The sequence below is a fragment of the Burkholderia sp. 9777_1386 genome, from assembly GCF_015712265.1.
Classification (GTDB): Bacteria; Pseudomonadota; Gammaproteobacteria; order Burkholderiales; family Burkholderiaceae; genus Burkholderia; species Burkholderia cenocepacia.
Genome location: NZ_JACCQB010000023.1, coordinates 86,459 through 100,109, shown reverse-complemented (window position 1 = coordinate 100,109; position 13,651 = coordinate 86,459). Strand labels below are relative to the sequence as shown.

Annotated in this window: 14 protein-coding genes; 5 read left to right on the top strand and 9 right to left on the bottom strand. The window is 67.1% G+C overall.

Going from position 1 to position 13,651, the window contains the following annotated elements; translation table 11 throughout:
- A partial coding sequence (locus H0X91_RS18815; protein ID WP_146211670.1) for an IS3 family transposase occupies positions 1-93 on the top strand: 93 nt, incomplete at its 5' end.
- Positions 94-168: 75 nt separating this feature from the next.
- On the opposite strand, the gene H0X91_RS18810 is transcribed toward H0X91_RS18815, so the two are convergent.
- The 8 genes from H0X91_RS18810 to sapR all read right to left on the bottom strand — a co-directional run bounded on the left by H0X91_RS18810 (position 169) and on the right by sapR (position 7,441).
- Positions 169-423: a GlsB/YeaQ/YmgE family stress response membrane protein gene (locus tag H0X91_RS18810; protein WP_006483522.1), complete on the bottom strand. Its 255-nt coding sequence runs from the start codon at positions 421-423 to the stop codon at positions 169-171.
- A 129-nt stretch (positions 424-552) separates the two neighbouring features.
- Entirely contained in the window at positions 553-1,329 is a 777-nt protein-coding gene (locus tag H0X91_RS18805; RefSeq protein WP_080322577.1) for an ABC transporter ATP-binding protein, read from the bottom strand.
- A complete protein-coding gene (locus H0X91_RS18800; protein ID WP_062910427.1) occupies positions 1,326-2,240 on the bottom strand; it encodes an ABC transporter ATP-binding protein in 915 nt (304 codons plus the stop codon). The genes H0X91_RS18805 and H0X91_RS18800 overlap by 4 nt, the downstream gene beginning before the upstream one ends.
- 1 nt (position 2,241) lies before the next feature.
- Positions 2,242-3,156 (bottom strand): nickel transporter permease, encoded by a 915-nt coding sequence (gene nikC, locus H0X91_RS18795; RefSeq protein WP_058903221.1) that lies wholly within the window; start codon positions 3,154-3,156, stop codon positions 2,242-2,244.
- A gap of 66 nt (positions 3,157-3,222) precedes the next feature.
- Positions 3,223-4,293, bottom strand: coding sequence for an ABC transporter permease (locus H0X91_RS18790; RefSeq protein ID WP_006483536.1), 1,071 nt, complete (start codon positions 4,291-4,293; stop codon positions 3,223-3,225).
- Between the two features lie 10 nt (positions 4,294-4,303).
- Positions 4,304-5,905 (bottom strand): ABC transporter substrate-binding protein, encoded by a 1,602-nt coding sequence (locus H0X91_RS18785; protein WP_006483531.1) that lies wholly within the window; start codon positions 5,903-5,905, stop codon positions 4,304-4,306.
- Positions 5,906-5,975: 70 nt separating this feature from the next.
- Positions 5,976-6,539: a D-alanyl-D-alanine dipeptidase gene (ddpX, locus tag H0X91_RS18780; RefSeq protein ID WP_034202211.1), complete on the bottom strand. Its 564-nt coding sequence runs from the start codon at positions 6,537-6,539 to the stop codon at positions 5,976-5,978.
- 17 nt (positions 6,540-6,556) lie between these two features.
- Entirely contained in the window at positions 6,557-7,441 is an 885-nt protein-coding gene (gene sapR / locus H0X91_RS18775) for a sap1 transcriptional regulator SapR (protein WP_062910428.1), read from the bottom strand.
- Between the two features lie 259 nt (positions 7,442-7,700).
- On the opposite strand from sapR, the gene H0X91_RS18770 reads away from it, so the two are divergent.
- From H0X91_RS18770 to H0X91_RS18755, 4 genes are all read left to right on the top strand, one after another.
- Complete coding sequence (locus tag H0X91_RS18770) at positions 7,701-7,949, top strand: helix-turn-helix domain-containing protein (RefSeq protein ID WP_006483523.1); 249 nt, start codon at positions 7,701-7,703, stop codon at positions 7,947-7,949.
- A gap of 3 nt (positions 7,950-7,952) precedes the next feature.
- Positions 7,953-9,287 carry a type II toxin-antitoxin system HipA family toxin gene (locus H0X91_RS18765; RefSeq protein ID WP_060263409.1) on the top strand — a complete coding sequence of 445 codons (1,335 nt, stop codon included), beginning with the start codon at positions 7,953-7,955 and terminating at the stop codon, positions 9,285-9,287.
- Positions 9,288-9,631: 344 nt separating this feature from the next.
- Positions 9,632-10,888: an oxalate decarboxylase family bicupin gene (locus H0X91_RS18760; protein ID WP_043205542.1), complete on the top strand. Its 1,257-nt coding sequence runs from the start codon at positions 9,632-9,634 to the stop codon at positions 10,886-10,888.
- Positions 10,889-10,983: 95 nt separating this feature from the next.
- Positions 10,984-12,291: an Nramp family divalent metal transporter gene (locus tag H0X91_RS18755; protein WP_034202215.1), complete on the top strand. Its 1,308-nt coding sequence runs from the start codon at positions 10,984-10,986 to the stop codon at positions 12,289-12,291.
- An 18-nt stretch (positions 12,292-12,309) separates the two neighbouring features.
- Here H0X91_RS18755 and H0X91_RS18750 read toward each other — a convergent pair whose 3' ends face one another.
- Entirely contained in the window at positions 12,310-13,563 is a 1,254-nt protein-coding gene (locus tag H0X91_RS18750) for a hypothetical protein (RefSeq protein WP_043205543.1), read from the bottom strand.
- Positions 13,564-13,651 lie beyond the last annotated feature (88 nt).

The window sequence follows — 13,651 nt, the reverse complement described above, 5'->3', positions numbered from 1 at the left end:
CGCTACATTCACTACTACAACCACGAACGCATCAAGCTGAAATTAAATGGGCTGAGTCCCGTGCAATACAGGACTCAGCCCTTGGCCGCTTAGATTTTAACCGTCCAACTTCGTGGGGTCAGTTCATGATCGAGCGGCCGTTTTGCGCTGGTGCGGGACGCGCGGTGTTCAACTCGTGCGCTTGCGGATCGCACCCACGACGACGAGCAGCACGATCGCACCGATGATCGACGCGATCCAGCCGGCGCCCTGGCCCGGCGCATACCAGCCGGCGGCGCGGCCGACATAGCCGGCCACCAGTGAGCCGACGACGCCGAGCACGATGGTCATCAGGATGCCCATCTTGTCGTCGCCCGGCTTGAACGCGCGGGCGAGGAGGCCGACGATGAGCCCGACGACCAGGGTTTCGATGAATTGCAGCATGAACGCCTCCCTATTGCGATTGAGCTGTTGACGAAAGGAAGTTGACCCGTGCGGTACGCAAGGGTTCCATGCGGCGGCAAGCCGGCGCGTGGCGTGCGCAGTATCGCATGCGTTCGCGTCCGGCGGATGTCACGAGGCAGGCGCGTCGACCACCGGGTCGAGACGGCGGTAGCCTTCGGTCGCATTCAGCAGCGTGCGCGTGTAGTCGCGAGCGACTTGTCCGGCGCGCACGTCCTCGATCCGCAGCTGCTCGACGATCTCGCCGTGCTGCATCACCGCGACGCGCTGGCACAGGAAGCCGATCACCGCGAGGTTGTGGCTGACGAGGATCATCGTCAGGTTGCGTTCGCGATGCAGGCGGCGCAACAGGTTCAGGATCTCGGCCTGCACCGACACGTCGAGCGCGGACGTCGGCTCGTCGAGCAGCAGCACGCGCGGCTCGACGATCAGCGCGCGGGCGATCGCGACGCGCTGCCGCTGGCCGCCGGACAACTGGTGCGGATAGCGGAAGCGGAACGCCGGGCCGAGGCCGACTTCGGACAGCGCGCGGGCGATCCGCGCATCGGCGTCGCCGATCGCATGGATCGACAGCGGCTCGCGCAGCGTCTGGTCGACGGTGAAGCGCGGATGCAGCGATGCATACGGATCCTGGAACACCATCTGCACGTGGCGGCGGAACGCGCGATCGGGCGTGCCGCCCACCGGGCGGCCGTCGATCGACAGGCTGCCGGACGCGAGCGGCACGAGGCCCGTCAGCGCCCGCAGCAGCGTCGACTTGCCGGAGCCCGATTCGCCGACCAGCCCGAACACTTCGCCGTCGCGCACCGCGAAGCTCGCGTCGCGCACGGCGTCGACGTGACCCGTGCGGGTCGGGAAACGGATCGATGCATGATCGACGTCGATCATCGTGCGGCCTCCTGTCGATCGGTTCTCGCGGCGGCCGGCGGCGCGGGCTCGAGCCATGCCGGGTCACGCCGTAGCACCGGCAGTTCGTCGGGCGGGTCCGCGAGCGGCGGGTTCGCCGCGAGCAGCCCGCGCGTGTAGGGATGCGTGGCGTCGCGCAGGTCGCGCGCGGCGCAGGTCTCGACCACGCGGCCCGCATACATCACCGCGACGCGGTCGCAGAACGACATCACGAGCGGCAGGTCGTGGCTGATGAACATCAGGCCCGTGCCGTGCCGCGCGATCATCGCGTCGAGCACCGCGAGCACCTGCATCGACACCGCGACGTCGAGCGCGGAGGTCGGCTCGTCGGCGATCAAGAGGCGCGGGCCGGTCGACACCATCATCGCGATCATCACGCGCTGGCCCATGCCGCCCGACAACTCGTGCGGATACGCATCGGCGACGCGCGCCGGGTCGCGGATCTGCACGGCCGCGAGCGCGTCGACGATCCGCTCGCGCAGCGCACGGCCGCGCAGGCCCGGCTCGTGCAGCCGGAACGCCTCGCCCATCTGCTTCGCGACCGTCATCACCGGGTTCAGCGAATATTTCGGGTCCTGCAGGATCATGCCCATCTGGCTGCCGCACAGCCGCCGGCGCTCGCGCGGCGACATCGCGAGCAGGTCGTGGCCCGCGAAGCGCATCGTGCGCGCCGACCAGCGCGCGGCGTCGGGCAGCAGGCCGAGCAGCGCGCGGCCGGTCAGCGACTTGCCGGAGCCCGATTCGCCGACGATGCCGAGCCGCTCGCCCGGCGCGAGCGTCAGCGACAGGTCGCGCACGGCGTCGGTGACGCTGCCGTCGTGCCCGCGGAAACCGATCTTCAGCCCGTCGATCTCGCAGAGCCGTGCCGGCGCGGCGGTGGAATGCATCGGCATGTCACGCTCCATGGCGGGGATCGAAGACGTCGCGCAGCCCGTCGCCGAGCAGGTTGAACGCGAGGCTCACGAGCAGGATCGCGATGCCGGGCAGCGTCGCGACCCACCACGCGTCGAGCAGCACGTTGCGGCCCGATGCGACCATGAAGCCCCACTCGGGGCTCGGCGGCTGCGCGCCGAGGCCGAGAAAGCCGAGGCCCGCGACGGTCAGGATGATGCCGGCCATGTCGAGCGTCGCGCGCACGATCACCGACGACATGCACAGCGGCATGATGTAGCGCAGCAGGATGCGCGGGCCCGACGCGCCTTGCAGCCGCGCCGCGTGGATGTAGTCGGCCTGCGCGATGCGGATCGTTTCGGCGCGCGCGAGCCGCGCATACGCGGGCCACGCGGTGATCGAGATCGCGACGACCGCGTTGATCACGCCGGGGCCGAGCGCGGCCGCGAACGCGAGCGCGAGCACGATCTTCGGGAATGCGAGCGCGATGTCGGTGATGCGCATCAGCATGCTGTCGACGAAGCCGCCGCAATAGCCGGCCGTGGTGCCGATCAGCAGGCCGATCGGCACGACGATCACGACGACCAGCAGCGCGATGCCGAGCGTCAGGCGCGACCCGGCGATCAGCCGCGAGAGGATGTCGCGGCCGAGCTGGTCGGTGCCGAACCAGTGCGACGGCGAGCCCGGCGGCAGCAGCCGGTCGGACAGCACCTGGCGCAGCGGATCGTGCGGCATGATCAGCGGGCCGACGATCGCGACCGCGATCAGCGCGACCAGGATCGCGAGCCCGAACAGGTTGAGCGGATTCGTGGCGAACCGGCGCCAGCGCCGGTACGCGAGGCCGAATGCGGCCTGCGAGCGCGACGCGGGCGCGTCGGACAGCAGCCACGCGCGCAGGGAGAGACGCTCGGCGCTCATGGTTGGACGACCTTCGGCATGGACGATGAAAGAAGCAGGGGGGAAGCGGTCATGTCGGAGCGGCCCTCAGCGCGCACGCGGATCGAACACGCGGTACAGCGCGTCGGTCAGCAGGTTGACGGTGATGAACATCGCGCCGATCACGAGCGTCGCGCCGAGCACCGCGTTCATGTCGGCGTTCAGCAGCGCGCCGGTCAGGTACGAGCCGAGCCCCGGCCACGCGAACACGATCTCGGTCAGCACCGAGCCTTCCAGCAGGTTGCTGTACGTGAGCGCGATCACGGTCAGGAGCGGCACCGCGATGTTGCCGAACGCATGCCGCCAGATCACGCGTCGCTCGGACAGTCCCTTCGCGCGCGCGGTGACGATGTATTCCTGGTTCAGCTGGTCGAGCATGAACGAGCGCGTCATGCGGCTGAGATACGCGACCGAGTAGTAGCCGAGGATCGCGGCCGGCAGCGCGATGTGCGACACCGCGTTGCGGAAGACGTCCCACTCGCCCGCGAGCGCCGCGTCGAGCAGCAGGCTGCCGGTGCGCGGGTCGACCATGCCGTCGTAGACGGGATCGAGCCGGCCGGGGCCGCCGACCCAGTGCAGCCGCGCATAGAACAGCAGCAGCCCCATCAGCCCGAGCCAGAACACCGGGACCGAATTGCCGATCAGCCCGACGAAGCGCGCGATGTGATCGATCGGGCGGTTGTGCTTCACGGCGGCCGCGACGCCGAGCGGCACGCCGATCGCGATGCCGATCAGCGTCGCGATGGTCGCCAGTTCGAGCGTGGCCGGGAACACGCGCTTGATGTCGTCGAGCACCGGGTTCGCGGTCAGCAGCGACACGCCGAGATTGCCGTGCAGCACGTCGCGCGCATAGATCAGGAATTGCGTGACGAGCGGCTTGTCGAGCCCGAGCGCGATGCGCTCGGCCGCGTACGCCTCGGCCGACGCGCGATCGCCGAGGATCGCGAGCACGGGATCGATCGGCACCTTGCGGCCGATCACGAACGTCAGCGCGAGCAGCCCGGCGAACGTGACGGCGAGCGTGAGCGCCCAGCGCAGCACGCGCAGCGCCCAGCGCACGGCCGGGCGCCGCGCGGGCAGCGTGCGCAGTGCTTCGAGGGAGGAGGCGGGAGTCGACATGCGGCGAATCTTATTGCTTCTTCAGGTTGCGGTACGACACCAGATCGTTGATCGGCCCGACTTCGAGCCCGCTCACGCCGGGCCGCGTCGCGACCTGCGCGACTTTCTCGAACATGATCACGAACGGCGAGCGTGCGAGCACTTCCTTCTGCATCGCCTGATACAGCTGCGCGCGTTTCGCGGCGGTCGGTTCGGCGAGCGCGGTGTCGGTTTCCTTCGTCAGTTGCGGGATGTCCCAACTGTTGCGCCAGGCCAGCATTTTATAGCTCGACTTGTCGGTGTTGTCCGGATTCCACGCAAAACCCTGCGCGTTGCTGTGCGGATCGATGTAGTCGGCCGACCATTCGCCGATGTAGATGTCGTGCTGGCGCGCGCGGTATTTCGCGAGCGTCTGCTTGTTGTCGCCGGGGATCAGCTGCACCTTGATGCCGGCCTGCGCGAAGTTCGCCTGCACGGCCTGCGCGATCTCCGTGTACGGATAGTCGTTGCGCACGTCCATCGTCACCGAAAAGCCGCCGGGCACGCCGGCCTTCGCGAGCAGCGCCTTCGCCTTCGCGATGTCGAGCTTGTACGGGTTCGTGTTCAGCGCACCGAGGAAGCCCTCGGGCAGGAAGGTCTGGTGCACCTTGTAGGTCGTCTTCACGACGTTGCCCTGGATCCCCGCATAGTCGACGAGCCATTTCAGCGCTTCCTGCACGTCGGGTTTCGCAAGCGTCGGGTTCTTCGTGTTCAGGCCGAGATACAGCAGCGTCGCCTGCGGCGAGGCCGCTACCTTCGCCTTGCCCGACTTCACGACCGACGCCAGATCGTCGGGGCTCAGGTCGCGTGCCGCGTCGACGTCGCCGTTCTCCAGCAGCAGGCGCTGGCTCGCGGCTTCGGGCACGTGGCGCAGCACGATGCGCTTCATCGCGAGCGGCAGCCGGTAGCCGTCGAAGCGCTGCAGCACGACGCTGTCGCCGGCCGTCCACTTGACCAGCCTGTAGGCGCCGGAGCCCGCTTCGTTGGTTTTCAGCCAGCCGTTGCCGAAGTCGTTGCCCTGTTGGTGCGACAGCAGCAACTTCTTGTCGAGCACCGATGCGGGCCACGAACCGAGCACGTTCAGCACGAAGGTCGGCGCGTACTTGCGGTCGGTCGTGACCGACACCGTCGCGTCGTCGAGCTTCTTCACGTTCGCGACGACGTTCGCCTTCGTGAGGCCGATGCCGGTCAGCACGGCGGCCGGCCCCTTGTCGAGCAGCACCGCGCGCTGGATCGACCACGCGACGTCGTCGGCCGTCAGCGGGTTGCCCGAGTGGAACTTCAGGCCGGTGCGCAGCTTGAACGTATAGGTCAGGCCGTCGGGGCTCACGGTCCATGACTGCGCGACGTCGCCGTTGAATTTCGACGGATCGCGCAGGTCGACGCGCACGAGCCGGTCGTACGTGTTCGCGACGTATTCCTCCGGCACCAGCTCGTAGATCTCGCCCGGATCGAGCGTCGTGAATTCGTCGAGCAGCGTGGCCATCACGAACATGTCCTTCGGCGTTTCCGCATGCGCGGCGGCAAGCGGAACGGCGGCGAATACGGACGCGGCGGCCAGCGCCGCGACGAGCCGGGAGGTCGGGAATGTCATGTGCGCTTCTCCATCTGTCGTTTGAGTCGTTGAACGTGGACGTGCATGAAAAAGGAGGCGTGGATCGTCGTTACATCAGGCGCCACGGGCCGCTCGCCGCATTGTCGATCTGCGGCAACGCGCGCGAGCCGGGCAGTTCGTAGTGCCACCATTCGCTGTCGATGTGCGCGAAGCCGGCCGCATGCATCACGCCGAGCAGCAGCAGGCGGTTGCGTTGCACGTGTTCGGGCAGCCCCGCGTGAAAGTGGCCCGATGCGGCGACCATCTCGTCGAAGCCGGTGCCCATGTCGAGCGGCGCGCCGTTCGCGCCGACGAGCGTCAGGTCGAGCGCGGTGCCGCGGCTGTGATTCGAGCCGCGGCCGAGGTCGGCGACGAAGTTCGGATCGGGCAGGAAATCCCACAGCACCTGCTGCGCCTGCGGCGGCCGGTAGGCGTCGTAGAGGCGCAGCGTGAAGCCGGCCTGCGCGGCGACCTCCACCGCGCGGCGCAATGCGGCTTCGGCGGGCTCGAGCAGCAGGCAGTGCGCGTTGCGGTAGATCGGCTTGCCGGTCAGGTTGCGGTCGGTCGCGTAGACGAGATCGATCTCGACGCGATGCGTGGCGGGCGTGATTTCGACGAGGCGGTGATCGTTCATCGGCAGGGTGGGCTCGCTCAGGATTCGAACTGGTCGAACGTGCGCTGCAGTTCGCGGTTGCGCGCGACGCGCCGGTCGATCGCGGGACCGAGGCGATCGACCACGGCCGTGATCAGCAGGTTGAACAGGCAGGTGAGCGGCGCGAGCGAATCCCAGAACTGGCCGACGTCGGTCTTCACCTGCAGCAGATCGGCCGGCCATTCGCGCGCCCACGGGCACGACAGGTCGGTCACCAGCGCGAACGGCTGCCCGCGTTCGGCGGCCGCCTGGCAATAGCGGCGCGCGCTGCGCGAATACGCGCGCGTATCGGTGACGATGCAGTACGGATGCTCGAATTCGGAGTTTAGCGAATCGACGTACGAGCCCGACTGGCCGTCGGAATAGAACACGCGCGGGCGCAGGTATTCGAGGTAGCTGCTGAATGCGTTGCTGATGCCGCGGGTCGACTGGATGCCGAGGATGAATACGGCATCGGCACGTGCGATCCGGTCGGCGACCTGCGCGAACACCGGGCCTTCGGTCAGGCGGTACACGTGGCGGATCGCGTCGAGCTCGCGTTCGAGTGACGACGCCAGCGTGCCGGCGCTGCCGTTGCCGCCGTTGCGCTCGGCCGATGGCGTGCCGGCGATGCGGCGGTATTCGTCGAGCCGGTCGGTGATCATCCACGGGCGATCGCCGCCGCCGCGCAGTTCGCGCTTCAGGTCGTCGAGATTACGGTAGCCGACGCTGCGCAGGAAACGCCCGACCGAGATGCCGCTGGTGCCGGTCTGCTGCGCGATCTGGTCGGCGGTTTCGAGCCCGAGCCGATCGAGGTTCGCGAGCATGTAGCTCGCGATGCGCTTCGCGGTCGGCGTCAGCTCGGCAAAGCGGGATTCGACGGTATGGGCGAAGGCGCAGGTCATCGAGCTGTTAGATCGTTGTCATTTAGTGATTTGATGTCATCTATCTGACAAAGCCAAAATCATTCACGCCAGCGGATAAAAACTATCGGGTGGCGGTGAGCGATAGCGGGCTGGGCGTGCGTGCAACGACTGGGGGAGCTACGCACTGGCGGGTGGAAATATTTCTGACAGGAATATTTTACGTTTATCTCTATCAGAGATAATTTGCGTTTATGCCTGTCAGAGATATACTGCATGGATCGCATACAGGACTCCAGCCGTGAATCTCATCGTCAATACCCCTGCTCAACTGGGCGAAATCCTGTCGTCCGCGCGTCAGGCCAAGGGGCTGACGCAAGCCGAAGCGGCGGCGCGCATCGGCGTCGGCCAATCGCGCCTGTCGTCGCTGGAAACGCTCCGCACCGAAAGCCTGTCGCTCAAGCAGTTGCTCGAACTGACCGCGCTGTACGGTCTCGAGCTCAGCATCCGCACGAAGGACGGGCGCGACGCTGCCAACGTCGAGTGGTAATCGATGGGACGCAAATCGCACAGCCGCGCGCTATCGATCTGGGCCAATGGCGTGCGGGTCGGAATCTGGCGGATTCCCGCGCGCGGCGACATGGAACTGCTGTACGACGCCGGCTGGAAACAGTCGGATGCAGGCCGCCCGCTGTCGCTGTCGCTGCCGTTCGGCGTCGGTGATGCGCCGTTGCGCGGCGAGCGCGTCAATCACTACTTCGATAATCTGCTGCCCGACAGCGACGCCATTCGGCGCCGGCTTGCGTCGCGGTTCGGCACGGCGACGACCGAGCCGTTCGATCTGCTCGCCGCGCTCGGCCGGGACTGCGTCGGCGCGGTGCAGTTGCTCGGCGAGGATGAAACCCCGGCCGGCCATGACCGGATCGACGGTATGCCGTTGTCCGACGACGACGTGGCGCGTGTGCTCGATCAGGCGAGCGGGGCGGCGGGCGGTGCGCAGGACGACGACGACTTCCGCCTGTCGCTGGCCGGCGCGCAGGAAAAGACCGCGCTGCTGTTTCACGACGGGCGATGGATGCGTCCGCATGGCGCGACGCCGACCACGCATATCCTCAAGTTGCCGCTCGGGCTGGTCGGCAACAAGCGTGCGGATCTGACGACTTCCGTCGAAAACGAGTGGCTGTGCCTCGCGATCCTGCGCGCGTTCGGCCTGCCGACGGCGGATGCCGACATCGTGCGTTTCGGCGAACACAAGGTGCTGTCGGTCGCGCGCTTCGATCGCGCGCTGCATCGTGACGGCGGCCGGCTGTTGCGCTTGCCGCAAGAGGATTTCTGCCAAGCGCTCGGCGTGCCGCCGCATCTGAAATACGAATCGCAGGGCGGCCCCGGCGTGCCCGATCTGGCCGGCATCCTGCGCCGGTCGGAAACGGCGCAGGCCGACCTCGACACGCTGTTCACCGCATTGGTGGTGTTCTGGATGCTTGCCGCACCGGACGGGCATGCGAAGAACTTCAGCCTGCGCCTGCTGCCGGGCGGCCGCTTCCGTCTGACGCCGCTCTACGACGTGATGTCGATCTGGCCGGTCGAAGGAGATGGCGCGAACCAGTGGTCGTGGCACAAGGCGAAGCTCGCGATGGCCGTGCACGGCAAGCGCAAGCACTATGCGATGCGCGACATCACGCGCCGGCACTTCACTGCGATGGCGGAGCATTGCTTGCTTGGCGATATCGCGACACCGATCGTCGAACGACTCATTGCAATGACGCCACATGTGATCGAATCGGTCGGCGCGGCGCTGCCGGCCGGGTTTCCGGCAAGGATCGCCGAACGCATTCTCGGCGGATTGCGCTTCGCCGCGCAGCGACTCGCCGACATGCCGCGGGAGTGACGCGGGCCCGGGCCCGGTCCCGGCCGGGCAGGTGAAAGCCGGCGCATCCGTATTTTTCCGTTCCGGGTGGCGCGCCAGGCCACCTGAATCGATGGCAGTGGGCTGCCATTGCGCGGTGCGCATATCGATTTCTTTTCCTCGCCATTCATCCCCTGCTGCATCGCAATAATTACAAAATTAAAGCCGATCAGATTAAATCATTAATTCATCTTAATAATTCATTTAATTTTTAGATGAATCTGGATTTAACTTGCGTCACGGGATGTTTGATTTTCGGTAATTCGAAGAAACAGCAAGTGTTCCGTAATGGAAATTCTCTCGATTGCAGGGATGAAGAGGAAATCATGACGAATCTTTCTCGACGCAAGATGCTGGCCGGTACGGCCGGCGCCATCGCCGCCGCGGGCATCGCGGTATCGGCCAAGGCCGCCTCGTTCGGTAATCCGGACAGTCCGCCGGAAGGCGCGGTAAATGCCCGCAACCGCCAGAGCCTGACCGACCCGGGGCCAAAAAATCCGGCCATTGCCAATCAATTCCCGTCTTTTCAGGATCCGCCGGCCACTGATATCAACGGGATGCCGTTATTCTGGGCGTCTTTCAATAATGCTCATAAACGCATTCAAAATGGCGGATGGGCGCGCGAAGTGACGCAGGACGATTTTGCGATTTCCGAAACCATTTCCGGCGTCAACATGCGGCTGACGCGCGGCGGCATTCGCGAGATGCACTGGCACCAGCAGGCCGAGTGGGCCATCATGCTCGACGGCCGTTGCCGGATCACGGTGCTCGACGAACTCGGGCGGCCGTCGGTGCAGGACGTCAAGACCGGCGATCTCTGGTATTTCCCGCCCGGCCTGCCGCATTCGCTGCAGGGCCTCGGCAGCGACGGCGCCGAATTCCTGCTCGCGTTCGATAACGGCCGCGCCTCGGAATTCAACACGCTGTTGCTGACCGACTGGATCGCGCATACGCCGCCCGACGTGCTCGCGCTCAACTTCGGCGTGCCGGCCGACGCGTTCAGGAACGTGCCGCTCGACAACCTGTGGATCTTCCAGGGCGACGAACCGGGCCCGCTCGCGGACGCGCAGCGCGCATCCGCCGCATCGGCCGGTGCGCCGCCGCATCCGTTCATCTTTTCGCTCGGCGACATGAAGCCGGTCAAAAAGACGCGCGGCGGCGAGGTGCGGATCGCGGACAGCACCAACTTCAACGTGTCGACGACCGTCGCGGCGGCACTCGTCACCGTGCATCCCGGCGGCATGCGCGAACTGCACTGGCACCCGAACGCCGACGAATGGCAGTACTACCTGCAGGGCGAGGCGCGGATGACGGTGTTCGACACGGGGCCGAAGGCGCAGACGGCCGATTTCCGCGCGGGCGACGTCGGCTATGTGAAGAAGAGCCTCGGGCACTACGTGCAGAACACCGGCCAGACCGACCTCGTGTTCCTCGAGATCTTCAAGACCGACCGCTATGCGGAGGTGTCGTTGTCCGACTGGCTCGCGCATACGCCGCCGAAGCTCGTCGAAGCGCACCTGAACGTCGCGCCGGACGTGATCGCGCAGTTTCCGCGCAATCGTCCCGACGTCGTGCCGCTGTAACGCGGTCTTCGCACAGCGCCGCGGCCGGCAGGCGGCATGCCGGCCACGGTGCCCGCTCCCGAATCAGTCTGCGTCATTCGAACGGAAACTCCACCATGCTTCCCGTCCCGAGCAAACCTGCCGGCGGCCTTGCGCTGCCGGGCCTGTCCACCGAGCACACCGACGGCGCGGCGCGCGCCGCGCTGGAAGGGCGCCGCACCGGCGTCGCCGCGCTGCTGCCGTTCGTCGGCCCGGCCGTGATCGCGTCGATCGGCTACATGGACCCCGGCAACTTCGCGACCAACATCCAGGCCGGCGCCGCGTACGGTTACCGGCTGCTGTGGGTCGTGCTGGCCGCGAACGCGATCGCGATGCTGTTCCAGGCGATGTCGGCGAAGCTCGGCATCGTGACCGGCCGCAATCTCGCCGAACTGTGCCGCGACCGTTTCCCCGTGCCGGTCGTGTGGGGCATGTGGATGGCTTCCGAGATCGCCGCGATGGCGACCGATCTCGCCGAATTTCTCGGCGGCGCGCTCGCGTTCGGGTTGTTGTGCCATTCGTCGCTGTTCGCGGGGATGATCGCGACCGCGTTCGCGACCTGCGCGATCCTCGCGCTCGAAAAGCGAGGCTTCCGGCCGCTGGAAGCGGCGATCGCGGCGCTGGTCGGCGTGATCGGTGCGTGCTATCTCGGCGAACTGCTGATCGCGCCGCAGGACTGGCACGCGGCCGCGTTTCATCTGGTGGTCCCGCAGATTCCGGATCACGCGGCGCTGACGATCGCGGTCGGGATCATCGGCGCGACGATCATGCCGCACACGCTGTATCTGCATTCGGGTCTCACGCAGGATCGCACCGCCCCGCGCGACGACGGAGAGCGGCGGCGGCTCGTGCGGTTCTCGAATCGCGAAGTGGTGGTCGCGCTGGGGCTCGCCGGGTTCGTGAATCTCGCGATGGTGATGATGGCATCGTCGGCGTTTCACGCGACTGCGCCGGGCATGACCGACATCGGCGACGCCTATCACACGCTGATCCCGGTGCTCGGGCCGGCGGCCGGCGCGCTGTTTCTCGTCGCGCTGCTGACGTCGGGCGTGTCGAGCTCGGTGGTCGGCACGATGGCCGGGCAGGTCGTGATGCAGGGCTTCATCCACCGCCGCATGTCGCTCTGGGTGCGGCGCGCGGTGACGATCGCGCCCGCGTTCGTGGTGGTCGCGCTCGGCTGCGACGTCACGCGGGCGATGGTGGCGAGCCAGGTCGTGCTGAGTTTCGTGCTGCCGATGCCGATGATCGCGCTGCTGATACTGTCGGCGCGCGAAGACGTGATGGGCGCTTACGCGCTGCGGATGCCGCTGCGGATCGTCGCCGGCGCGGCGACGGTCGTGATCGTCGGGCTGAATGCGTACCTGGTATGGGCGGCCTTCAATTGAGCCGGTGCGGGCCGGCGCTTACTGCTGCATGTCCGGCGCTTCACGCAGCCGCCAGATCGCGTTGCACTGCTGGCCGCCGAGGCTCGTCGCACGCAGCGTGATGACGGCGCCGGCCGCCACCTGGTACCAGAAATGCGCCATCAGTTCGGTGCCCTTGCGCTGCGCGTGGCCGTCGACCCGCACCTCGCACAGCAGCGGCGACGGCGAACCGGACGGATGCGTGACGTAGACGTTCAGCCGTGCGATGTCGCGGGTCGCGGTGAACACGACTTCGTGGTTGCCGCTGCCGACGAGCATCGTGCCGCCCGGTTCGTCGATCGCCTGCAGGTACGCGCCCGCGCTTGTCTCGATCGCGGCGGACGCAACGGTCAGCCCGGCCGAACGCACGTAATCCGCCGCCGCGATGCGGGCGGCGACCGCATCGGACGGCGCCGGCGTGCCGTCCGACAGCGCGAACGGCTGGCCGTCGCGCAGCGAGGCGTCGGTGTGGTTCGCGTAGTAGCGCCACCGGTCGAGGAAGCGGATGTCGCCGGTCATGTGCAGCGCACGGATCGGCTCGCCGTGATACCTGAGCGTCGTCGTGCCGGTGCCCGCGTCGAACGATTCGTGAATGCCGTACTTGCTGACGAAGTTCTGGACCGGGTCGAGCAGCGCCGTTTCGCCTTGCGCGCTCCACAGGTGCAGGAACGTCGTGTCGATGCCGAAGCATTCCTGGAAATCGGTGCCGATGCGGGCGATGCAGTCGCGCAGGTGGTCGGCATAACGCGCCCATGCGTCGGCGGTTCCGGCGACGAGCCCGGCTTGCAGCGCACCGCCGTGGCGCGCGTTGACTTCGTCGACGACGAGGCGCCAGTGATGGTCGCGCCGCTCGCCGATCAGCGGCGTGACGACGAACGTGCAGAACAGCGGGTCGGGGCACACGTGGAGCCGGTCGTCGCCGATCTGCGAGAACAGGTCGAACTGCGGCGCGCAGAACCAGATGTCCGCGTCGTACAGCGCGAGCTTGCGGATCTGCGGATGGCGCGCGCAATACCCGGCGGCCTCGATGAAGCGGCCGACCGGCAGCGCGTAGGCGCTCGACGCGTCGATCACGTCGACCGACTGGCTCGCGAGAATCTGCCGTTTGCGCTCGGACAGCCCGTAGCCGATCACCGCGATCCGCCCATCGTAGCCGGCGTGCCGCAGCGACAGCAGGAACGGCACGAGCATTTCGTACCACGCGCGGTTGTTGTCGTTGATCGCCACGCAGACTGCGTGCTCGCTCGAATGCATGTTGGTGTCCCGTTACGTGTGCCCGGCGCGGTGTCCGCGCGATGCCGGCCATTGTAGATCGCCGCCGCACGGCCCGGCGCAGGCCCCG